General features: G+C 32.7%; 18 protein-coding genes and 2 pseudogenes. 7 read left to right on the top strand and 13 right to left on the bottom strand.

Annotated features, from left to right (window positions below):
- Positions 1-866: 866 nt before the first annotated feature.
- Positions 867-1,292, bottom strand: coding sequence for a hypothetical protein (locus ACFVRR_RS15060; RefSeq protein ID WP_387329991.1), 426 nt, complete (start codon positions 1,290-1,292; stop codon positions 867-869).
- A 207-nt stretch (positions 1,293-1,499) separates the two neighbouring features.
- Between ACFVRR_RS15060 and ACFVRR_RS15055 the strand changes: the two are divergent.
- Positions 1,500-2,339: pseudogene (locus tag ACFVRR_RS15055) on the top strand (tyrosine-type recombinase/integrase).
- Between the two features lie 1,109 nt (positions 2,340-3,448).
- Here the strand turns inward: ACFVRR_RS15055 and ACFVRR_RS15050 are convergent.
- Positions 3,449-3,853 (bottom strand): hypothetical protein, encoded by a 405-nt coding sequence (locus ACFVRR_RS15050; protein ID WP_387329989.1) that lies wholly within the window; start codon positions 3,851-3,853, stop codon positions 3,449-3,451.
- A 430-nt stretch (positions 3,854-4,283) separates the two neighbouring features.
- On the opposite strand from ACFVRR_RS15050, the gene ACFVRR_RS15045 reads away from it, so the two are divergent.
- From ACFVRR_RS15045 to ACFVRR_RS15035, 3 genes are read left to right on the top strand one after another with little or no spacing between them, the layout of a single operon-like run.
- Positions 4,284-4,445, top strand: a complete 162-nt coding sequence (locus ACFVRR_RS15045) for a hypothetical protein (protein ID WP_387329986.1) — start codon at positions 4,284-4,286, stop codon at positions 4,443-4,445.
- A complete protein-coding gene (locus ACFVRR_RS15040) occupies positions 4,442-5,035 on the top strand; it encodes a recombinase family protein (protein ID WP_387329984.1) in 594 nt (197 codons plus the stop codon). Before ACFVRR_RS15045 ends, ACFVRR_RS15040 begins: the two co-directional genes overlap by 4 nt.
- A 6-nt stretch (positions 5,036-5,041) precedes the next feature.
- Complete coding sequence (locus tag ACFVRR_RS15035; protein ID WP_387330062.1) at positions 5,042-5,908, top strand: recombinase family protein; 867 nt, start codon at positions 5,042-5,044, stop codon at positions 5,906-5,908.
- 34 nt (positions 5,909-5,942) lie between these two features.
- Here ACFVRR_RS15035 and rlmD read toward each other — a convergent pair whose 3' ends face one another.
- Together rlmD and ACFVRR_RS15025 are read right to left on the bottom strand one after the other, a co-directional pair.
- Positions 5,943-7,322, bottom strand: a complete 1,380-nt coding sequence (gene rlmD, locus ACFVRR_RS15030; RefSeq protein WP_387329981.1) for a 23S rRNA (uracil(1939)-C(5))-methyltransferase RlmD — start codon at positions 7,320-7,322, stop codon at positions 5,943-5,945.
- A gap of 13 nt (positions 7,323-7,335) precedes the next feature.
- Positions 7,336-8,196: a DNA-3-methyladenine glycosylase family protein gene (locus ACFVRR_RS15025; RefSeq protein ID WP_387329978.1), complete on the bottom strand. Its 861-nt coding sequence runs from the start codon at positions 8,194-8,196 to the stop codon at positions 7,336-7,338.
- 653 nt (positions 8,197-8,849) lie between these two features.
- On the opposite strand from ACFVRR_RS15025, the gene ACFVRR_RS15020 reads away from it, so the two are divergent.
- Positions 8,850-11,579, top strand: coding sequence for a bifunctional glycosyltransferase/CDP-glycerol:glycerophosphate glycerophosphotransferase (locus ACFVRR_RS15020; protein ID WP_387329976.1), 2,730 nt, complete (start codon positions 8,850-8,852; stop codon positions 11,577-11,579).
- A gap of 71 nt (positions 11,580-11,650) precedes the next feature.
- Here ACFVRR_RS15020 and pdaA read toward each other — a convergent pair whose 3' ends face one another.
- The 3 genes from pdaA to ACFVRR_RS15005 all read right to left on the bottom strand — a co-directional run bounded on the left by pdaA (position 11,651) and on the right by ACFVRR_RS15005 (position 14,750).
- Positions 11,651-12,451: a delta-lactam-biosynthetic de-N-acetylase gene (gene pdaA / locus ACFVRR_RS15015; protein WP_097973337.1), complete on the bottom strand. Its 801-nt coding sequence runs from the start codon at positions 12,449-12,451 to the stop codon at positions 11,651-11,653.
- Positions 12,452-12,879: 428 nt separating this feature from the next.
- The gene (locus ACFVRR_RS15010) at positions 12,880-14,403 is read right to left on the bottom strand and encodes a fumarate hydratase (protein WP_387329974.1); all 1,524 of its coding nucleotides are present in this window, start codon (positions 14,401-14,403) and stop codon (positions 12,880-12,882) included.
- Between the two features lie 179 nt (positions 14,404-14,582).
- Positions 14,583-14,750 (bottom strand): SE1561 family protein, encoded by a 168-nt coding sequence (locus tag ACFVRR_RS15005; protein WP_098230791.1) that lies wholly within the window; start codon positions 14,748-14,750, stop codon positions 14,583-14,585.
- A gap of 553 nt (positions 14,751-15,303) precedes the next feature.
- Here ACFVRR_RS15005 and yfkAB point away from each other — a divergent pair.
- Positions 15,304-16,431 (top strand): radical SAM/CxCxxxxC motif protein YfkAB, encoded by a 1,128-nt coding sequence (yfkAB, locus tag ACFVRR_RS15000; protein WP_097973330.1) that lies wholly within the window; start codon positions 15,304-15,306, stop codon positions 16,429-16,431.
- A 115-nt stretch (positions 16,432-16,546) separates the two neighbouring features.
- On the opposite strand, the gene ACFVRR_RS14995 is transcribed toward yfkAB, so the two are convergent.
- From ACFVRR_RS14995 to cax, 3 genes are all read right to left on the bottom strand, one after another.
- On the bottom strand, positions 16,547-17,350 hold the full coding sequence (locus ACFVRR_RS14995; protein ID WP_387329971.1) for a YfkD family protein: 804 nt from the start codon (positions 17,348-17,350) through the stop codon (positions 16,547-16,549).
- A 90-nt stretch (positions 17,351-17,440) separates the two neighbouring features.
- Positions 17,441-18,049: a YczE/YyaS/YitT family protein gene (locus ACFVRR_RS14990; RefSeq protein ID WP_387329968.1), complete on the bottom strand. Its 609-nt coding sequence runs from the start codon at positions 18,047-18,049 to the stop codon at positions 17,441-17,443.
- 21 nt (positions 18,050-18,070) lie between these two features.
- Complete coding sequence (gene cax, locus ACFVRR_RS14985; RefSeq protein WP_387329966.1) at positions 18,071-19,129, bottom strand: calcium/proton exchanger; 1,059 nt, start codon at positions 19,127-19,129, stop codon at positions 18,071-18,073.
- A 236-nt stretch (positions 19,130-19,365) separates the two neighbouring features.
- On the opposite strand from cax, the gene ACFVRR_RS14980 reads away from it, so the two are divergent.
- Positions 19,366-19,776 carry a pyridoxamine 5'-phosphate oxidase family protein gene (locus tag ACFVRR_RS14980; RefSeq protein WP_387329963.1) on the top strand — a complete coding sequence of 137 codons (411 nt, stop codon included), beginning with the start codon at positions 19,366-19,368 and terminating at the stop codon, positions 19,774-19,776.
- A gap of 235 nt (positions 19,777-20,011) precedes the next feature.
- Here ACFVRR_RS14980 and ACFVRR_RS14975 read toward each other — a convergent pair whose 3' ends face one another.
- The 3 genes and pseudogenes from ACFVRR_RS14975 to tagH form a co-directional block, all read right to left on the bottom strand.
- A complete protein-coding gene (locus ACFVRR_RS14975; protein WP_387329960.1) occupies positions 20,012-21,454 on the bottom strand; it encodes a hypothetical protein in 1,443 nt (480 codons plus the stop codon).
- A 155-nt stretch (positions 21,455-21,609) separates the two neighbouring features.
- Positions 21,610-22,125, bottom strand: coding sequence for a VanZ family protein (locus ACFVRR_RS14970; RefSeq protein WP_387329957.1), 516 nt, complete (start codon positions 22,123-22,125; stop codon positions 21,610-21,612).
- A gap of 112 nt (positions 22,126-22,237) precedes the next feature.
- Positions 22,238-23,008 (bottom strand): annotated as a pseudogene (tagH, locus tag ACFVRR_RS14965) (teichoic acids export ABC transporter ATP-binding subunit TagH); the annotation flags it as partial.
- Positions 23,009-23,011: the final 3 nt, after the last annotated feature.

Genomic DNA, 23,011 nt, shown 5'->3' with positions numbered 1-23,011 from the left:
TAAAGAACTTTGTTGTGTATTGGGGTTATAAGGAAGTATTTATCTAACAAATTTCGAATCTATTTTTGCCTAATTCTGTCGATTATCAGTTCCAATTAAACGAATATATAGATAATTTCGTCTATTAACTCGAAAAATGTATTATTTTATGTCCGAAACGTTTAATCTTTAAAAAAAATACTGACTAAATTTGGGTAATTTTGTAATATATTAGAATATTCCCATGAATTATTTCTAGTAATCTATTTTTAAAAAGAATAATATTAAGCCATTTTAATAAAACTAACATTACAAAATCACCTACAAGTAATGTATTAAATATTTATAATTAAATATTTTTATATATCGTCTCAAATTTTAAAGTAAAAAAAGAAGAATAGGAAAGCAGAGATATTATCTGCTATTTCTATCCTTCTTTTTGATATAATTACCATTTATTACAACAACGTGCCTTATTCAAATAACGCTGCGTTGATCTATGAGTCTAGGATTTACCACAGTGAATGGAGGTTGAAATCCTTCTTCAATGGCAGTTACAATAGAAAATTTATATTTTATATTTTTGTACTACAAATGACCTCATTTACTACAACAACTTTTTTAAATCTTATTGAACTATCGCATCAGTTAGTTGCATAGCATTTTTCATTATGTTCTTTTAGATTTCTTAATTAATCTATTAAATAGTGCAATAACTCCAACTATAATTATTAAAACTAAAGCTGGAAAAAGAATATTGTTCATTTATAAAAAAGCCGCATATTAGCAGCTCATGATCTTCAACTATTGCACTGCGTTAGTTGAATAAGAACAGCTATTTTTTATTTGGCTTTGCTAAAGAATGGTTGATAATGTTTAGGTTCTTTTTACTTATCTATTATTTTGTAGTCATTTGTTTTAACAATCGAAATATCATTTGTAACAGCAAAGACTTCAAGGTCTTTGTATATGGTCTCAGGAGTGAAATTGGTAATTCGAATATTCATTCCTTTATTTAATTTCACAATTACACCTTTTCTAACCCAACCAAATCGTGAAAATTTCATTTGAACAATTTGATTAGTATAAACAACTTTTTTGTAAATAGGCATCGAAAGAAAACTAACTAGATAAGTTAAACCACCTTCCTCTATTTGAAATTCAAAATTGATTAAAATTAATATGAAAATAAATAGCGTAGGTATGTATGCAAATGATAAAAATCCAATTGAATGAGGTGAAAACGCCGTTGAGAATATTAGTAGTAAAAAAAATGTTAACACTGCTCTTTGGCTCTTCCCTTTGTAAATCAAACGATCATCCCCTTGTGACTAACACATAAGTAATTACTTTAACTATATTTATTCTATTTATTATTCTTAGAGTCCTTTTCTTATTAAACTAATCTGCCATTTAGTAAAATAATATTTGTTCCTTTTCTAGTATTAATCTACCTATTTTAATCATGAATTTCGTCAATAATGCCTTGTAAACCAACAATTATTGGAGGGAATTCACTTATGTTATTATCTAATGCATGGAAAAGTTACTATAATGATAAGTTAATTGAAGGATACTCGGCAACTACTCTAAAAGCATATAAAATACAGGCTACACTCTTAATTAAGCATTTGGGTGATATTGAGATTGCTGAAATCACTACTGATGCTTTGAAAGGGTATCTTGTATTTGTTGGAGAAAAGTTAAAACCTGCAAGTCTAGCACATCGAGTCCGTTTTATAAAATCTTTATTCCGTTGGGCTCATGAAGAGGGTGAAATAAATAGCAACCCTTCCTCAAAACTAAAAGAACCAAAAGCTGGAACCAGAATCCCTAAGTTCTTAACTGTTAAGGAAATTGAACTCCTTCGTGAAGCCTGTAATTCTTCAAGAGAACATGCAATAATTGAGTTTATGTATTCATCAGGATGTCGTATCGGTGAAATTGTCTTAATTAATAAAAATGATTTAAATTGGGCGAATCACTCGGTAATAGTACGTGGAAAAGGTGATAAAGAAAGAGAAGTATACTTCAATATTCGTACTGAAATTTGGCTATTTAGATAATTAAACGAACGACATGATGAAGATCCTGCATTATTTGTAACCGAAAGAGCACCTCGTCGGCTAAGTATCGCTCAAACTCGCCATATAATTAAGGAGGTCTCTTTACAGGCAGAGTTTAACAAAAAGATTTCCCCCCACCAACTAAGGCACAGTTACGCAACTCATTTAATGGATAACGGAGCTCCACTTGAAGTAATTCAAAGTTTATTAGGTCATGAAAAGAGTGAAACAACACGAATTTATGCGAAATTAAGTGGAAAACAACGCCAAGATCAATATTGTAAATACTTTTAAAAAAGGACCTGCAAGGGTCCTTTTAATAAATTCTTATAAAACTAACGCAATGCGTTAGTTGAATTAGAATGTAAATCAAGCATTATTAATTTTAATAAAATAGTAAATTAATATATATAAATAAGAAAAAACAATCGGAATAGCATTTATCCATTTTGGTATTTTCACATTAAATTTACCCAAAACTTTCCTTAATAAGTCATTACATAATTGAAATAGATTTATTGTCAAAAACAGAATCATTAAGAAATAAAAAATATTAAATTTGATTGCATATAAAATCAAAGATAAAAAAATTACTAAAGATAGTAATTCAGCTAAATCATATTTTCTAACAATGTGTTCTGATAACCATTTTCTATATCTCTTTAATACCGGCATTTTCCAGCACCTCAAATTTTACTTTTCGTTCTAAAATTTCTATATTCTAATTCCAAATATATTACTAAATTGTAAAATTCGCTAGACATTTTCAAAATCCTTATTCAACTAAACTGCCATTATGTTGAATAAGGAATTGAAAATTCTTGATCAAATGATTAACCTAAATTGACGAGCACCTTCATTTGTTAGATGATACTCCAAAAGACATCTACGCATGAATACTTCCTTAATATACGATGTAGTGACATGAAACCCTTTCATTTTAAGGAACTGATGCCATGCCAAATAAATGATCAGAACTATTTAATCGTTCACCAACTTCATCGCTAACTTGTAAAAAATCCCTATTTTTCGTTCTGTCATTGTTTTCATCTGTATCTTCAATTCATATCGTTGTTTGCAAATTGAAGGGAATGTTCAAAGTCGTCATTTACAACATCCATATTTAATGGAATATCTAATCTATAACTTCTAAAAATTATTTAATGGTTACATTCATCTCATTACGCATTATTTTTTAAATTGACGATAGTTGATGGCTGGATAGTAAAAGAATAATGTTATATTTGGTTAAATTCACACCATAGTTCATAGTCAAAATGGGATAAAACGTGTTCGCAATGAAGCTAAAATAGCGATCTTGACATTTAATTATAAACAAGTAGTTATATTTAAACATGAAATACATTTGCCAACAATACATACTAAAAGATTAATAGTTAAGATTAAGTTCGGTTTCCACCCTTCTTCTCGAGAAATGGGGCATATATCTTATTAATTACTTCATCAATGTCGACAATCTTGGCATAATTCGCTGCATAGCGAATGGCTTGAAATTCAAAAGGTTCCTTACGATTAATAATATCTTCTAAGTCGCGTTTGATCTCGATCAGAACTAGGTTTCCTTGATTATCAATGGCCACTAGGTCACTTCTGCCTCTATGGGTATTTTGGATTTGCTGGCCAATCAGCAAGAGCGATTCATCCTCATCAACAAGAAGTTGTAAATTATCTGAAAGAAATTCCTCTATATCCGATTCTTGAATACCTAGCTCTTTAAAAGTTAGGGAGTGGAATTGATCATTTTGTAATTTCATTTCTCGATTGCTAATAGTTATGGATACATACATCTGTTTTTCTCCTTATGTGAATATGGACTCAAGGTGCAACACTATTTGAAATCCCAAACTAACATTCTTTTCATCTGAGACAAGTGAACAGTCAATATGGCATTCTTTCAAAGACGGTCATAAGTGTTAAATAACCTCACCCAAAACACCAAGTATTGTCCGTTAGATTGATGTTTTTTCTTGCTGGAATTCAGTACACCACTTTCTTTTAGTTTGAGCGTTCTAGAGTCTTAGACATCCGAAGAAGATTTTTCCATTTTCTTTTCTTCATGCTTAACTTTCTGATAAAGCTTCCACCAATAAGCAAACTTGAAAAAGGATTATTTTACATTATTGATAACAGTATGAGGATCATTCCGTTATCATCCTCTATTTAGGAAGTACGGTGATCAAAAAAAAAAAAATATAGAGACCATAGAGGAGTAGTACGATGAAGATAATCCGAAAATATGCAACAAAAAACAATGCCATAAACGTTGAAGTATTATTTAAAAACTTAATTGAATTAGAAGTTGAAAAAATTGCAAACAATATTATCGTAAACTCACCAACATCTCTTGTGGACACTAAAACAGGTGGTGAACTTGCATGAGATGTGCTATTTACGCTCGAGTATCTACAGAATTAGATACTCAGCGTACTTCAATTGATAATCAAATTGATATTTTCAAAAATTATGTGGCTCAAAAAGGCTGGAAAATTACGAAAATCTATACAGATAAAAAGTCTGGAACAAAATCTAATCGATCAGAGCTAAAATCACTAATTGAAGGAGCAAAAAAAGGTGAATTTGATGTGATCCTTGCCAAAGAACTATCCCGTCTTGCACGAAATGGAAAATTATCATATGAACTACGCGATATATGCCAGAACAATAATATTGAAATTGTCTGTTTAGATAATTCAATTAATACCGTTGAAGGAAATATTCAAAACTTTGGTTTATTTGCTTGGCTTTATGAAACTGAATCAACAAATAGTAGTAGAAGAAATAAACAAGCTAAATTAGCTAGAGCTCGTCGCGGTCTCTTCATTGGATCAATTCCTCCATTTGGTTATTATAGTAAAAACGGATTATTAAAGGTTAGAAATGATGAAACGCCCAGCGTTGTCCGTCGCATTTTTAATGAGTACTTAGAAGGAAAAGGAATGGATTCTATTGCTAAAGGGTTAACTGCTTAAGGCGTAATTACTCCTTCAGCAGTTACAAATCGATCAAAGTCGTTAAACGTATGGCACGCGAGTTCAATTAGATTAATTTTAACGAACGTCCATTATTGTGGTGACTTAGTCCAACATCAATCTGAAATTGTTTCTGTTACTTCTCATAAACGGAAGAGCATTCCAAAAGAAGATCAGTTGATATTAACAGATACACATGAAGCGATAGTTTCTAAAGACATTTTCAAACAAGTACAAGAACATTTGGCTAAAAGAACGCGCACAGCTACAGCTCCTCAAAAACACTTGTTTACAAATATGCTATTTTGTGAAGAATGCGAGAGAGGAATGTGGTTTAGAAAAAATCAAAAAGGTTACCGTTGTGGTGGAAACATTAAATACGGGGATACTTTTTGCTCGAATCGAAATATAGTTCGCGAAAGTGAACTTTCTAATACCATACTGACTGATTTTGACAATTTATTTAATAACCTTAAAGAAGATAGTTTTTTTAATTCCTTATTAGCCAGAATAAATTCATTACGTCAGCGTATCAAGAATGTTAAACATGATTTGCAAAAACTACAATCTAAGAAACTTAATTATGTTGATTTGTATACTGATCGTATTATTTCTGCCGAAGAACTACATGAATTTCGTAAAATGACTGATGGAAAAATTAATAAGCTACAAGTCGAGTTAGCTCAATTAGAATATCAACTCAATACTTGTGATGATGAGAACTATGTTCTTAATCTAAAAAATTCATTAAAAGATGTTATCAAAATGAATGAAATTACTCCAAAGGTTTTGAACGTTCTAGTTAATCGCATCACTTGTAATATTAGAGGCGAAGTTACAATTCAATATAATTTTAGCGATCCTTTATTATAAGTAAAAAAGGCAGCGCCCAAATGGGCTTTCTGCCTTACTTTAAAATGAGTTCAGCCACACACTCAACGTGCGCAGTATGTGGAAACATATCAACAGGCTGTAAATACTTCACTTCATAACTCTTACTCAATACCTTTAAATCCCTAGCTAAAGTAGAAGGATTACAAGAAACATATACTAATTTCTTCGGTTTAATTTTTAATACAGTATTTAAAAACTCCTCATCACAACCAGTTCTAGGTGGATCAGTTATGATAACGTCTGGTTTCCATCCTTCTTGTAACCATTTCGGTAATACTTGTTCAGCTTTACCTGCTTCGTAATGAGTATTTGTAAACCCATGGCTAAGGGCATTTGTTTTCGCATCGATGATTGCTTCTTTCGTTACGTCCATGCCTCGAACTTCCTTAGCATCTTTTGCTAGCCATAGTCCGATTGTCCCTACTCCACAATAAGCATCTACGACTTTTTCTGTTCCAGTAAGTGCCGCTGCTTTTTTGACTTCATCATATAGCTTAACTGTTTGTTCAGGATTTAATTGGAAAAACGCTCTTGCTGAAAGTTCGAATGATAAGTCTCCAAGCTTTTCTTCAATTACTTCTTCACCTGATAAATAAACCGTTTCACGACCAAAGATCACTGAAGTCATTTGATTATTAATGTTTTGCATTAAGCTTGTCACTTCAGGAATTCGTTTTTTAATTTCACTGATTAGTTCATTTTTCTGAGGAAAATCTTTCGTTCCAGTTACTAAAACAAGTTGGATTTGACCTGTACGTAAACCAACTCGCGCTACGATTGTTCGGATTACCCCTTTATTTTTTCGTTCATTATAAACAGGGATATTTAAACGAGTTAAAATTTTCTTCACTTTACCTGTAATTTTATTTAAATCCTCATGTTGGATTGGGCAATGGCCAATATCGACAACATTATGAGAGTTTTGTGTATATAGTCCAGCGATGATTTTATTTTTTTCTAGCCCAGCTTGAAGCTGACTTTTGTTTCGATAATTCCAAGGATTTTCCATACCGATCGTTTCTTTAATTGGTGTTTTTTCTAGTAAATCTTTCGCATACTTTTCCATTGCTTGGATGACAATGTCGCGTTTATATCGAAGTTGTCCTTCATAAGATGCATGCTGAATTTGACAGCCACCACATTTTTCGTAGATTTTACAAGTCGGCTCTACACGATCTGGTGATGCCTTTCGAATACGTTGAATTTTCCCTTCAGCAAAACCGTCGCGAACATTCGTTACCTCAGCAACTACTTCCTCACCAGGTAATGCTCCTTTTATAAAGACTACTTGTCTTTTAAAGTAACCGACACCCTCACCATTAATCCCAATACGTTTGATTGTAATCGGAAAGGACTGTCCTACTTCTAATTTATTTTCTAACTGATTACTCATATATACAACTCCATTATTCTATGCTCTTCCAAAGATAAAGGGCCGCGTAGCTTCCAAACGGAGAAACCTGCTCTTTTACATAATCCATTATTTCTTTCGAAGGCTTTTCATCTAAATTTAAAAGCTTTTGAAGTGCGATTTGAATTCCAACATCACCAACTGGGAAAATATCTTTTCTACCTAGACCAAATAATAAGAAGTTTTCAACTGTCCAAGGACCGACTCCCTTAAGCTTGATTAACTCTTTTGAAATTTCCTCTGATGATAATGTCCGATAATCTTGATGACTTAAAACTCCTTCACTCCAAGCTTTAGCAATTCCAATCATATATTCAGCTTTTCTCGTACTAAGCTGCAAATCTCTTAACTCATCTATAGTTAAATTAGCAATTATTTCAGGAGATGGAAAAAACCACGAATTACCAATTCTTTCACCATACATTCGAACAAATCGTTTTGTGACTTGGATTGCGAATGTACGCTGTATTTGTTGATGAATAATACATGTAATTAAACAGGCAAAAGGATCATTAGAAACGGTAATTGGTGTATGTCCAAAAAGGTCAATTAGAGGAGAAATTGTAGTTTGTTTTAAATGATGATGTAGCTCTTCAAATTCTGTTTGCCATTGCAATATGGTAGCAACTTCTTCGAGAATTTTCTCTTTATTTTCATGTTCACTAATGACTTCAAACTGAACCGGAACATCATTTATTTTCTTAACCTTTACAACTACTTGATCCCCATCAATATACAGTGGAATGCTTAACCGCTTTTCAGCAGAATGCACTGTAAATGTAGGCTCATGCTCTAATCTCTTTAAAACTTCTTCCCATTGATATGGTGTTTCTAAAGCAACCTCTTCCTTCCACATTCTCCCGTTCCTCCTTAATTACTCTGAAGTGTATTATAGCATAACAAGTACCGCTTAAGAAAATTTGTGTGAAACGCAAAAAACTAGAGAAATGATCTCTAGTTAAGGTGTGCATAAAATCTGATTAAGACTGATTGCAAACGCTTGTCTTTCGAGGCGCGAAGACTGGTGAGGAGCGGAGTTACCTTTGACGGTAATGAGCACCGCAGTCAGGCGAAGCAACGAAGAAAGCGAGCGTTTGTCAACAGTCTGAAGAAATGCAAAAAAAGCTTGGGGACTAGTCAATCTTTCTTTGACACTTTAAATTTTAAGGGAATGGGGAAACTTTCAAGTCCAATCAGGTTTCAAAACTGATCAAATATCGCTACAGCGGTGTTGATATTTGCTATACTTAAATGATAACGATTATCATTTTCGAAGTCAAATGTTGAATAAAAATAATTTGAATCTTTTTTCTATACTTATTGCAGCTTTCAAAACGATTATCCACCTCTTCTTTCCTCTACCTTAAAATATCTCCGTAAACAATTGGAAATAATACAAGTACAATACCTACTTACCATTCGTAAATTATGTTCTTTCGAAGACGCATTAGGTTATAATTTATGATAAACTATTTAATTGAAAGTAGAGACTAGTGAGGTAAGACTATAATGGAAAAAGCCAAAGTTAGTATAGTCGTTGTTGCACATAATCATGAAGATGTCTTAAAAGATTGCCTAAATAGTATACAAGGTCATTCATTAACTGATATTGAAACGATTATGATCGACAACGGTTCATCTGATAATAGTAAAGAAATAATTGAGAAATATTCAAATTCACATAAAAATGTTCGCTTCATATCATTAGAACTAATGACAAAAAACAAAGCTCGTAACATTGGATTACATGAAGCTACTGGAGAATTTGTGGCATTTATCGATGCGGATGATCTAGTTAATCCTTCAGCCTATGAAAATTTATATAACAGTGCGATAAAGGATCATACTGATATTGCTTTAGGAAATATACAATTATTCAATGGTACAAGAAAATGGGAGCACCATGAATTAAAATCAATCATTAAAAAAGATTTACCAACATTACGTGAGTTTCATAAACATCCAGAACTTCTCTTAAATCCTTCTATTAAAAATATGATTATTAAAAGAAGTTTAATAAACGACAATCAATTGCAATTCAATGAGCTTTTAACAGAACAACAAGATTTATTATTTACTCAACAATCTTTTATTTGTTCAAATAAAGTTTATGTAACTTCAGATATCGTCATAAAAGTGAGAGATTTAACAAACAGTGATGTTATTAAACAAACTAGTACGTTAGAATTTTTTGATAACCTTCTCGTTACTCAAACTGAATTAATAAACTATTATAATCTGAAAGATATCACCTCTCATTACTCGCATGTTGAGAAAAAATTATGGGATTATTATTTAACGTCTTTACTGACAAAGGCATATTATTTCCCTAAAGAACAGTACAATGAACTTTTAAGGATTTCATCGGATTTTGCTATAAACTTATCTGAAAATCTAATGGAAAATAATACTTCTAAAATTAGTAAAGTATTTTATACTATTTTTCTTAATCAAAATCCAGAAGAATTTCATTTATTGATGACTCTATTATCAGATCGTACTCTACAAAAAGGTGCAGTGATGATAGAGGGAAAATATTATCATTATTTTGCAAAGTATTTTCCGAAATATAAAGAATACCTAGAAATTAAGGAATTTAATTTACATCAAAAAATTGAAATTCTTTCGTTACGAGGTGACCGTTTGCAAGTTGGTGGCTTCGCATTTATCGAGGAAATTAATAATTTAGATTCTATTAAGGAATTACAGTTTAAAAATAAATCAAATGGTCAACTAATTACAGTTACACTCGAAACTCTTGAGCGTTCTGATTTGTCCTATCTTTTCTCAAAAAATAGTATTAATTATAGTGATGGTGGCTATAAAACAACTACAATTGAGTTAAGTAAAATTTTACCTGATGGCGATTATGAAGTGTTTATTTCAGTAAAAGTTGGAGATATTTCATTAAAAAAACCACTTCATATTTTCTATTTTTCAACAAAGGCAAATTCAAAACCTGCAACAACTAAAACACATAGTATCGTACCTTATTTTCCAAAGAAAAATTTACACATTCGAATCAAAAAAACAGGTCTACTTGGAAAATTAAAAACAAAGATTCAAAAATCATTCCGTGATATCGTTTATGAATTTGGTTTACTTGTACTTAGAAGAGAATGGAAGTCATTCCTTATTTTTCACCTTTACCGCTTAACCCAAAGATACTATCGAAATAAGCATATTTGGTTAATTGGCGAACGAAAAGATACGGCACAAGATAATTCTTACCATTTATTCAAGTACATTCAGCAAAATAAAATAAGAGATAACTGTTACTATTTGATTGATAAAAAGGCAAAGGATTACGAATATATAAAACAATTCGGAAACATTGTACAATATGGAAGCTTAAAGCATACACTTTACTTATTAACTTGTGATAAAACAATTAATGCCTATTCAGAGCGTGCCAACATGTACACGCATGAGTACTTACAAGTTTTAAAATGTCATCCGGAGTGGCAGCAAAATCAAAAAATCCTTATTCAACACGGCGTTATTGGAGTTAGTCGTGTAAATCATGTACTGAATAAAAATCGAATGGGCTATTCATTATTTATCGTTTCATCTGATTTTGAAAAAGATCATATTGTTAACGAATTCGGTTATGCTGAAAATGAAGTGGCCGTTACAGGTTTGGCTAGATGGGATGCGCTTGAAAATACAGGAAATGGCAAAACCATTTTAATCATGCCAACATGGAGAAACTGGAATAAAAGTACTCAGCAATTAATGAACTCTGAATACTTTAACCGTTATTTTTCTTTACTTAGTAATCCCGAATTACATCAAATCTTAGAAAAGAATGATTTAAATATCATTTTCTATCCGCACTACCAGACTCAAATTTATATGAAGGATGTTCCGGATTTCCATAAAAGAATAAAAACGATCCGTCAAGGTGAAGAGACTGTCCAATCACTATTAAAAAGATCAGATTTATTAATCACTGATTATTCAACAGTTTCATTTGATTTTTCATATATGGAAAAACCAGTTATTTTCTATCAGTTTGACTATAAGCGATTTTATTATGAGCATTACAACCAAGGACCAATTACACAAGACTTACTTTTTGGAGAAGTTGTAACTGAAGAAGAGCAAGTTCTTAACGGAATAAAAAAATTCGCTAATAAAGATAAACAATTCCTAGAAAATACAGTCGAAAATCCATTTGTCATCAAAACACCTAAGCAACATGCTAAACTAAACTACGAAGCAATCGCAAACCGTTAAAAAACTCGACCTTAAAGAGTAAAAAAGCTAATGATTAAAGCAGTTCATAAAACTACTTAATCATTAGCTTTTTATTTTTTAGGTAGATAAAAGCTCGGATCAAACCCGCTTCTCTCCATCATTAAGTCATCTAAACTTTTAAATTGATACCCTCGTTTATGTAAGCCAGTAATAATTGCATCCATCGCTTCTGCATTATCCTTGGATACAGTATGCATTAATATAACTGCTCCTGGATGAATCATTTTCATCACATTATCATAAGCATATTTCCAACCTCTTTGTTGATCAACTTTCCAATCAACATATGCCAATGACCAGAAAATATTTTCATATCCCTGCTTATTAACTAGTTTCAATGTACGTTCGCTAAAAACACCTCTGGCAGGTCTGAAATATTTCATATCTGATCGGCCAGTCAATTCCTGGTATGCCATTTTAACTTGTTCCAATTCCTCAATTATCTTTTGATCACCAATCGTTGTCATATCAGGATGACTCCACGAATGGTTCCCGACTATATGCCCCTCATTAACCATTCTTTTCACTAATTCTGGATTTTCCTTAATATAATGCCCTGTTATAAAAAAAGTCCCTTTAACACCATGCTTCTTCAAAACATCCAAAAACTTTGGTGTAAAGCCATTTTCATAACCATTGTCAAAAGTTAAATATACATCTTTTTTTGTAGTATCCCCTAAATAAACTGACCCCGTATTTGATACCAATTTATTAAGTTGCTCACCAGCATCAGGTGGAGTCTCATTTTTCGCAGGAACAATCCCCCAGCCATGTGGTGCATTACTATAAGCAAATGTAGTACTTGGAAATACTAAGAAAAAAGTAAGAATATATACAATTATTTTTTTCAACTCATTCACCTCACTTAAAAATAGTATCTGTAAATAAATTAGAAATATGAAAAGAATTCATGTAATTTTGATATAAAACTAAATTTTTCTAACAAGGATTTTTGATGAAAAGGAGATGAGGTTTGGTTTTTCGGTTTGATCTGAATTTTTTTTACTTTAGCACCATTAATTTGCCCTAAAATTAGACTTTTTCTTCATGATTTAACTACTTATTTGCAGTTTTCATTAATTAAATTGCAGATATGAATTTTTTTAATTGCAGTTTTCGTGATTTTATTTTGCAGCTCATTGTTTAATTGCAGTATCCGCAATTTTGTTTGCAGTTCTCATTCCGGTATTTGCAGCTCTGTTCGAATAGCTGCAATTCTCTTCACAAAACACAAAAAAAGCAATGCCAAAAAAATGACATTGCCCATAAAACCCAATTATTAAAATACCTTCTCAGCCATAGTAGCTAATTTCTCAAGTGAACTCTTATCAACATCTTTATGCAATGAATTACCATGAGAATCCATTGTTACAACTGCTTTGAAGTCTTCAACTTGTAAGTGCCACATAGCTTCAGGAATACCAAACTCTAGGTAGTTTACGTCTTTTACTTCTTTAATACATTGTGAGTAGTATTGTGCTGCTCCGCCAATTGCATTTAAATAAACGCCGCCGTGCTCTTCTAGAGCTTTTAATGTTTTTGCACCCATTCCGCCTTTACCGATTACAGCGCGAATGCCGAATTTTTTCATGATATCGCCTTGGTATGGTTCCTCACGAATACTTGTTGTTGGGCCAGCTGCTTTAATGTGATATTTGCCTTCTTCATCTTTTAATACTACAGGTCCACAGTGGTAAATAATTTGTCCATTTAAATCGACTGGACAATCGTGGTCTTTTAAATGATGGTGGATTGCGTCGCGTCCAGTGTACATCATGCCACTAATTGAAACTACATCTCCAACTTTTAAATCACGGATTTGTTCTTCTGTAATTGGAGCTACTAATTTCACTTCGCGAGGTGCTTCAGTTGTTTCATCAGTTTCATTTGTAAATCTAATTTCTTCGCCTTCGCGATATAACCATTCTGAAATATCACCAGTTTCAGGATTGATTTTCATTCCTAAACGGCGGAATGCCCAACAGTTATAAGCTACTGATACGAAGAAGCTCGCTGGTAGACGGTTCATTACACCGATTTTACAGCCAAGTAGAGTTGTTTCTCCACCAAAGCCCATTGTTCCTACGCCAAGCTTGTTAGCATTTTCCATAATGTAATCTTCCATTGCTTTAAGCTCTGGAATTGAATTTTCATCATCAGATAAACGGAATAATTGATCCTTTGCTAGCTCATAACCGCTAGTACGGTCGCCACCAATACCAACTCCGATGAAGCCTGCGCTACAGCCTTGTCCTTGTGCTTGGTATACGCTGTGTAAAATACATTTACGGATACCGTCTAAATCACGACCTGCTTTTCCAAGTCCTTCAAGTTCGCATGGTAAGCTGTATTGGATGTTTTTATTTTCACATCCGCCACCTTTTAAGATTAGGCGTATATCGATATAGCCACTCTCATGTTGCTCAAATTTAACAACTGGAGTACCTGGTCCTAAGTTATTTCCGCTGTTTTTACCAAATAAAGAATCTACAGAGTTAGAACGGAGCTTACCATCTTTTGTAGCTTGTTCAATTGCAGCATAAATTGCTTCTTTTATCACAAGTTGGTTTACCCCAACTGGCGTTTTCACTTTAAAAGTTGGCATACCCGTATCTTGGCAAATTGGTGAAACATCGCCTTCAGCCATCATGATATTGTTTGTAATCGTTTCCAATGCGATGGCGCTTCTTGTACCTGCAGTTTCACTTGCTTTAGCTTGTCTGATTGCTTTACGTACGTCTTTTGGTAGATTTGTTGATGTTTCTACAATTAATTGATAAATACTTTCCTGTATGTGTTGCATTCATGCTCCCCCTTAAAACCCTTTATAAAAATACTGAATGTTCCCCTCTTCATTATAATACAATTTTTAATAAACGGAATAAAAAAAGCCCTTCAGAATTAGTTTCTGATTTGGGCAAATATTTAGCTACTTCAATTGTTAACAATTACGATCTAATAAAAAAGCCCATTACAATGGACTCAATCTGGGCGATTAACTTCACGACATTTACTTTCTAGGTCATCTAGAACTGATAATAATTGATCTAGCTCTTCTAAGCTTACTTCTTCAGCTTCTAATGATTCGATTGTTTCCATTACTGAATTAAAACGTTCTTTAATATAGGATAATTGTTCTGTGTTTGACATGAAATGATCGTCCTTTCTAATACAATTGCTACTTATATTATACCCGTTGCCATTAATTTATATATATCTATTATATTTTGATGTTTGCTTCCCTGTTCCATGTGTCCGATTTTACCGAAGCTACTCTCGTTTGGTTTAACACTCCAAGGGCGTAAATTCGGATACAACGAATCCTACATAGTTGAGGAATCGTTTAAGTGATTATTCTCAACTTTAATAATTGACTTGATTTTCGTCTAATTTTTAGCCTACCCAATGCAGAAGTCACTTCCGCGAAACATCCTAGATTCACAGTAGATAAACTAAGTGTATCATGAATTTATTATTTCGTAGCAAGTAATTGCCAACATTTCGCCTTTCTTATGTTAAAGTTCGATAACTTTTCAAAGAAAGTTATTAATTTATTTAGCTGTTATTTGCTTTATTCGACATTTTTTTAAATTTTAGGAAGTTATTCCTATACAAGGTTTCACTTTCTTTCTTATAATAGTTGAGGAAAATTAAATTAGTCTAATACTTATGGGTGCAGTTTTGTACCTAAAGGAGTTATCACATGAAAAAATTATTACAACAAATAACACCTACATATGATCCTTGGGAAGCATATTTAGATGTTGAAGAGTATGGTAAGAACATGCTTACAAATGTAGAGTTTACGACTACAACGATTTGTAATATGCGCTGTGAGCATTGTGCTGTCGGATATACTTTACAACCTAAGGATCCAAATCCACTACCTATTGAGCTAGTATTAAATCGCTTAGAAGAGATTGAGAAGCTTCGTTGTATTAGTATCACTGGTGGAGAACCGATGCTTTCAAATAAAATGTTGAACGGATATGTTGTGCCTTTATTGAAGTATGCACATGAACGTGGCGTACGTACTCAAATTAATTCAAATCTAACACTAGATTTTGAAAGATACGAAAAAATAATTCCTTATTTAGACGTGCTACATATCTCTCATAACTGGGGAACTGTTGATGAGTTTGTAGAAGCAGGATTTGCGATGATGGAACGTAAGCCGACCTATGCGCAGCGTGCTAAATTATTCGAAAACATGATTGAAAATAGCCGGAGACTTGCTGATGCTGGAGTTATGGTATCCGCTGAAACAATGTTAAACAAACGTACTCTTCCATACTTAGAAAAAATCCATCGCCAAATTATAGACGAAATGAAATGTCAGAGACACGAAGTTCACCCTATGTATGCCAGCGATTTCGCTAGTACATTAGAAGTCCTGACAAAATCAGAGCTACGCGAAGCAATTTCAACTTTACTTGATGTACGTGATGAAAATATTTGGATGTTATTTGGTACTCTGCCATTTTATCCATGTAGTGATGATCAAAACGATTTAGACATCATTCAGAGACTATATAATAGTAAAAATGTAACATTACGAAATGACCCTGATGGTCGTTCTCGCTTAAATGTAAATGTATTTGATGGTAGCATCATCGTTACTGACTTTGGTGATGTACCTCATTTAGGAAATATTCAAACCCATACATTACAAGAAGCATATGATACTTGGACATTATCAAAAACTGCAAATGAACTAAGCTGTCATTGTCCAGCAGTTAAATGCTTAGGTCCAAATATTCTTGTAAAAAATAGCTATTATCCTGAAACTGATTTTTCGAATAAAAGTACTAAGATTTTAAAGGGAAATTAAACACTTAAAAAAGAGCATGTCATATAATGGCATGTTTTTTTGTACAAAAAAAGCTAAGTGTTTATTCAAAAACAAAAAACCACAAGGAAAATGATTTACCTTGTGGATTTCTCTATTATCTAGGGTGTGGTGAAGCGAAATAACCAAACGAAACATAATCCTGAACAGGAATCCATGCACCTACACCTTGTGATACTATATTTTTAACTTGTAGGCTTCTTTTATTACCTTTTAAGATTAAGTACACTTCTCCAAATGTAACTTTTCCTTTTTCATTAACTGCAGGAGCATAAGCATATAAATAGCCGAGTTGCTTTGGTGGTACATTATATACTCTCTCGTTTTTAGTTCCAGCTCCAACCACTGTTTGGAATGCAAGTGGAAGAGTTGTTTTCTCTGATGCATCGTGCATCATTAAATTAATCACATCATCCGCGTTCCTTACTTTAGCAGTTAATCCACCTTTAACAATCTGTTGCGAATTTTGGTAGTATTTTATTCGTCTGTACGCTTTATCTCCTCTATTATCCAAAAAGTTTGTATTAATTTTTTTATATTGCCAATTGATTGTTGTCTCATTTGATTCATAATTTAACGGCCAAACCCCTAAGAAAATTTTCGCGTTATAGCCTATTGCAAACGGTGCTTTGCTGACATAGGATTCATTAAACATACGAATGAGATTTGGATTCTCAATTTTTACATTTGATGAATCTAATAATTGCTTAGCAAATCCCCCTGGTTGAAGTTCTGGCAGGTCTTGAGTTGGATTAGGGTAAGTATTTTCTTTTGTCACATTTGCAGCCGACCGTGGGACTTTAATATCTGAATGAGCTGCAAAAGTTGTTTGTCCATTATTTAAAGAAATAAATAAAATAGCTATATTAAAAAGAACGAATGGCTTAAACCATTTAGACATATTCATGCCCCTTTCACAAATAAGGAAATTATTACTCTTAGCATGAACAGTTTATGTAAATATATGTATTCCATAAAATGAAAAATTTTGCTATGAAGTCAGCTTAATATATAGTTTCTCGATAGGATCTCTTAATTTCTGTAAAATAGGTCCAATACTGAATGTAATTAAGACGGTTCCGATTCCAATTGGACCTTTTAGAAGAAATGCCAATACTAAAGCAAACACTTCACCGATCGTTTTTGCCACGCCTAAACTTACCCCGAACCGTTTGTTTAGCGAGATCATTAAATCATCTATTGGACTTAACGGAAACTTCGCTTGCAAATAAATCGCAATACCTATAGTCATACTTAAAATAGCTAGTACTAATTGAATATATCTAGTGACCATATTTGAATCAAATAAATGCTCCGACTCTACAGTTAGCCAAAAATCAAGAAATCGTCCAATTAAAATAAACGTAATCGCAGCAAGCCAATCTGGTCTTTTCTTTTGCAAAAAAGCATTTACAAACAATAGTATTGATGAATTAATGATAATCCAATTTCCAACAGATAACCCAAAGGTTTTCGACTCTCCAACAGCTAATGCATCCCATGCACTAGCCCCTAGTCCAGCTTTAATCGCTAAACTAATTCCTAAAGTTAAAAATAGTAATCCAATTAAATAAAATAGAATTCTTATTATTATTTTCAAGTATTACCACCTTCAATTTTTTTATAGTAAGTAGAAACCAATCCCCATAATCAAATAAGCCGCTAATAGGGTTAACCCTTCAAACCAGTTTGTATCTCCATCATTCATAATCGCAATTGTTAAAAATACGGAAGTGATCATCGAAATTAATTCCGGCATGGAAAATATTAATGGCATTCTTTCCCCAATAAACAATGAACAAATCACTAACACTGGCGCAACGAACATGGCAATTTGTAATGATGAACCAACAGCAATTTCTACCGATACCCCTACTTTATTTTTATATGCCATCACAATTGCAGATGCATGTTCAGCCGCGTTGCCAACAATAGCAACAACGATTATACCGATAAATAACTCAGTCCATCCGAACCTATCTCCTACTGTCGTAAACGTGTGAACTAGCTTCTCTGAAACATATCCAACTGCTACAGTAGCTAACGCTAAAATAACCATGGCTTTCCCTGTTTTCCACTCAGCTTCTTCATGCTCTTCTACGATCTCTTGATTTTTAGCTACGTACACCCCACGATGTGTAACTAATTTGAAGTAAAGTGCTGCTAAGTATAAAACCATTAAAACAATCGAAACGCCTACACTAAGTGTCATCTTATCATTTGCAGTCATTTTAACTGAAAAAATTTCAGGAATGACAAAGGCTAGTACTACCGCAAAAATCAACAAGCCTGAATTATGTCTCGCATCGTAAACATTAAAGCTTTGACGTTTATATTTTAATCCACCAATAAAAAAGGATAGTCCACCTACAAGTAGTAAGTTTCCTATTACAGAACCTGTTAATGATGCTAATACTACTTCCGATAAACCATTTTGTAATGCAAAAATCGCGATAATTAACTCTACCGCATTCCCGAATGTTGCATTCAAAAGTCCCCCAATTCTCGGGCCAGCTACAATCGCTAAACTTTCAGTAGCTCTTCCCATAATGCCAGCTAATGCAATAATCGTTAAACAGTAAATGATAAATAATAAAATCTCGCTCCAATGCATTAAGCTCCCAATTACCGATAATGGTACACCGATAAATGTAACAATAAAAAATAAACGATGAGCCATATTTACCTCCTAAATAAATTTCCTTATAAATATCATATGCAAAAGACTTAAAAAAATAGGTTTAAATGTAAAACAATTAACAAACACTTAAAGTGTTGATGGCAAAATTCATCGATTTTACCTATATTGCTCAAAGGATTATGACCTCGAGAACTAGAATTACTTATGTTGGAGATGCGGTTGGTAGAATAGATTTCTACCTTCCCTTCTTCTGAACTAGGAGGGAGTTAATAAAAATGATTCAAGAAAATATTATGAAGGTGCTTAAGGCGAAACAATTAGGTCTATTTACGACCATTCGTGAAGACTTTCCGCATAGTTGTTATATGGTATTTTTCTTTAAAGGCCTAACACCTTATATCGCTACAAATAAGAATTCACAAAAAGTAGAAGATATAAAAAATAATCCAAATGTACATATACTACTTGGTCATGATGGTGATCGTTTAGATGATAACTTTGTGGAGATGTTTGCAAGAGCTGAAGTAATTGAAAATGCAGGTCCTGAAGAGAAAGTATGGACTGAGGAATTGTCTAGATGGCTTGATGGTCCCGAGGATCCTAATTATGTATTGATTCAAATGAGTCCGGTTAAGATCGGTTATGTAGAGAAAGCAGGTACTGAACCTACTTTTATAAAGCTGTGAAAAACGAAAATCTTATCTAATTGGATTTAGGTAAGATTTTTTATTACTGAAAAAATTTATTATTTTTTTTAATCGAATTAAATGAACTTTGCTTATAGAAAAGGGAAAACAAATTGAAGCATTGGAACTTAAAGGATGCCCGTCTCCTATGGGAAATGCAGGAAGGCAAAAAAAAGACTGTCAATTAACAGTCTTTTTTCAGTATGCAAATATTCAAATTTAAGTTTAACATAGCCTAAAATTTCACGGCTGTTTTTGAAATATATCCAGTATACTTCTTTGAATACTTTACATAAACATAATCATGTTTCAAGCCAAACCCGGAGCTAATAACGAATATCTTCGTACCTTTTGGTATTGATTTTACTACCTTCCCTTTACCATCCGATAGTGATCTAAGAGTAGTTGTTGATTTTAGATAATAGTATTTATTAACCACTGTAGCTTTCGGTGTAATCGTAATTGGAATATCTGGTGAGTAATGAGTTACTACTGCAAACTTATCAACATCAGACGTAGAGAATACAAAATTATAGGATTGACCAACTACAAGGCTCCCTTTATAACTATAAGTGTTTGTTCCTTTATCTAAATAAATTTCCTTTTTATTAGGTAAAGTAATTTTTGTAAAGCTGTAATCATGATCAACTGGTGGTGTAAATGAAACTGTAACGATCCCATTCGTTTCTTTAACTTTTACATTCGTTACAGGACCTGGCGGTAATGGATTATCCCAAATTAATGTTTTTCCTTTAGAGATATTTCCATTATAGTCTACAGTTTGAAGTATAAACTTTTGTTCCTTAAACACTGTGTCTGGTTTGTATTCATAAAAACTACCGTAATTAGGCCTTCCCGGAATGTAAATCTTTTTCCCATTAGGCACTGTTAGATAAGTTCCAACAAAATCTGCATCTGAGGGGGAATCCCAAGAGAAGTCCAAATACTTATCGCTAGAATATGTTCTTGTCGCCATAACATACATGAGATTTTTTTGTACATAATTGATTCTACCTTCTTTAATTTCTCCTGGAGGCCTGTTCTCATTCGTAGTTTTAAACGTTTTTTGTGAACATTCTATATATGGAACTACATTTCCTAATTTATCTTTTGGGCATACTTTTAACAAATAAGTAGTATTTGCTTCTAAATTATTTGCAGTATAAACACCGCCATTTAATGGACCAGTAACCAAGTTTGTTAACAATTCTCCATTCATATAAATGTCTACAGACTCTAAATCTGGTGTGTATGTTGGATTTTGCCATGCAAATCGAATAAAATGATTATCAATGACTGGGTAATTGTCTAAAATAACATTTGGTGGTGGCGTGGTATCTTTTTCAATCGTAATTGTTACAGAAGATTTTTTATCATCAAATCCATTTGCCCAAATCGTATAAGTATATGTAATATCATCTTTTACTGAATTTGAATCTTTATATTCCCCGCTACCCCAAACGTCATAATCTAGAATTTCACCGTTACGTTCAATAGTGTAAGTATCACTTGCATTCCAATCCCATGTAAGTGTAACAATATGGTCCTTGTGAGTAGCATTTATGTTCGTTACGATCCCTTTTTCACCAGTTCCCGTATCCCTAGCAAACACATGTGAAGTAGTAATAAAAAATAACCAGGTGATTAACGCGATGACGATCCTTTTTAAATCTTTCATTTCTTCCCCTCCCAAAAGAAGTATAGCACCTCTTATTAAAAGGGAAAATATGTAAAATAACATTTTTAGTAGAAATGACTTGGACCGAAAGTATGAAATTATATGAGATTCAAGAAATAGAACGGTGGCTTCCTCATACAAAAAAATCCATCCGATTAAACTCGAATGGATTTTTGAACTTTTGCTTTAAGTTTCTTACTTATTAATATAAATAATGATGCCCCTATTAGTGCTCCGATTGAATCGATTACTACGTCTTGAACTAGCGGAGTTCGGTTTGCAGTAAAGGATTGGTGAAATTCATCTGAAGCAGCATAAAGGATTGAAAAAATTACGCCTACTAAAAAGGCTCTGTTCACATAAAGCTTTGCTAATCTTGTAGCAAAAAAGGCAAGTAAAAGATAGATTGAAAAATGGGATAGTTTTCGAATAAAGAATTCTGTAAATCCTGCTACTCCAAGCTCTTTTATACTGACTTCATGTCCAGCATAGTTAAAGTTGACAAAGGTAAAATGCTTCATTAGATCATATAAAAATGTAATGTGGCTTATTTCTGGTCTTATATCTTGTTTTTCATACGGTGTTGCTGATGAATAAAAGATAATGCTAGCTATAAGGATCACAGGTACCCAGTAACCAACAAAAATTCTAAATTTACTTTTGGATTCCATACTATTCCTTTCCAACACAACTTTTTAGTATATATAAAAGTCTATTAAAATAGACACTATTATGAAGAAAATCTATTTCATAAAGTGTCTATTTTCATTATTGATTTACATGCATATTCTTTTCACGGTCTGCTGCACGTTCTGCAGGTGTTAGTTTATTATATTCAGTTAGGAAATTTTGATAGTTATCGCATACTTCGTTTATTTCACCATACTCAACTAATTTTCCATAATGAATCCATAGGCCTTTCGTACAGAAGCTTCTAACTTGACCTAATGAGTGACTAATAAAGAAGATTGTTTTACCTTGTTCTTTAAAATCATTCATTTTATCTAAACAACGTTTTGTAAAGGTAGGATCACCAACAGATAATGCTTCATCGATTACCATGATGTCTGGGTCGATATTTACAGAGATTGCAAATCCAAGTCTTGATCTCATACCACTTGAGTATGATTTTACTGGTTGATTAATAAATTTTCCAATTTCGGCAAATTCAATAATATCAGGAGTGATTTTTTCAATTTGCTTAATTGTAAGACCCATCATCAAACCTTTTAATCGAATATTTTCTAATCCAGTCAATCGGTTATCTAATCCAGCTTGAATGGCAATTAGTGAAGCAACTCCATTTACTTCAACTTCACCATCATTTGGCATTGTTACACCAGCAATTAAATTAGACATTGTACTTTTACCTGAACCATTTAAACCAATAATCCCTACAATTTCACCTTGTTCAATTTCGAATGAAATGTTTTTTAACGCATGAAAATATTCTCCGCCTTTTCCACCAAAGAATAAGTCCTTCAGCTTGTCAGTCGGTTTATTATAAATTTTAAATTTTTTAGTAACATTTTTAAAGACAACTTTTTTTGTCATACA

Source organism: Gottfriedia sp. NPDC057948 (genome assembly GCF_042887255.1).
Lineage (GTDB): Bacteria > Bacillota > Bacilli > Bacillales > Bacillaceae_G > Gottfriedia.
The sequence above is the reverse complement of the archived record's forward strand: the minus strand, read 5'-3'. Positions and strand labels throughout refer to the sequence as shown.

What these genes read in the sequence shown, in the direction of transcription:
- ACFVRR_RS15050 (WP_387329989.1), bottom strand. Translation starts at nt 3,853, where the DNA reads ATGTATGTATCCATAACTATTAGCAATCGAGAAATGAAATTACAAAAT.
- ACFVRR_RS15045 (WP_387329986.1), top strand. Translation starts at nt 4,284, where the DNA reads ATGAAGATAATCCGAAAATATGCAACAAAAAACAATGCCATAAACGTT.
- ACFVRR_RS15040 (WP_387329984.1), top strand. Translation starts at nt 4,442, where the DNA reads ATGAGATGTGCTATTTACGCTCGAGTATCTACAGAATTAGATACTCAG.
- rlmD (WP_387329981.1), bottom strand. Translation starts at nt 7,322, where the DNA reads ATGAGTAATCAGTTAGAAAATAAATTAGAAGTAGGACAGTCCTTTCCG.
- ACFVRR_RS15025 (WP_387329978.1), bottom strand. Translation starts at nt 8,196, where the DNA reads ATGTGGAAGGAAGAGGTTGCTTTAGAAACACCATATCAATGGGAAGAA.
- ACFVRR_RS15020 (WP_387329976.1), top strand. Translation starts at nt 8,850, where the DNA reads ATGGAAAAAGCCAAAGTTAGTATAGTCGTTGTTGCACATAATCATGAA.
- ACFVRR_RS15010 (WP_387329974.1), bottom strand. Translation starts at nt 14,403, where the DNA reads ATGCAACACATACAGGAAAGTATTTATCAATTAATTGTAGAAACATCA.
- ACFVRR_RS15005 (WP_098230791.1), bottom strand. Translation starts at nt 14,750, where the DNA reads ATGTCAAACACAGAACAATTATCCTATATTAAAGAACGTTTTAATTCA.
- yfkAB (WP_097973330.1), top strand. Translation starts at nt 15,304, where the DNA reads ATGAAAAAATTATTACAACAAATAACACCTACATATGATCCTTGGGAA.
- ACFVRR_RS14995 (WP_387329971.1), bottom strand. Translation starts at nt 17,350, where the DNA reads ATGTCTAAATGGTTTAAGCCATTCGTTCTTTTTAATATAGCTATTTTA.
- cax (WP_387329966.1), bottom strand. Translation starts at nt 19,129, where the DNA reads ATGGCTCATCGTTTATTTTTTATTGTTACATTTATCGGTGTACCATTA.
- ACFVRR_RS14980 (WP_387329963.1), top strand. Translation starts at nt 19,366, where the DNA reads ATGATTCAAGAAAATATTATGAAGGTGCTTAAGGCGAAACAATTAGGT.
- ACFVRR_RS14975 (WP_387329960.1), bottom strand. Translation starts at nt 21,454, where the DNA reads ATGAAAGATTTAAAAAGGATCGTCATCGCGTTAATCACCTGGTTATTT.
- ACFVRR_RS14970 (WP_387329957.1), bottom strand. Translation starts at nt 22,125, where the DNA reads ATGGAATCCAAAAGTAAATTTAGAATTTTTGTTGGTTACTGGGTACCT.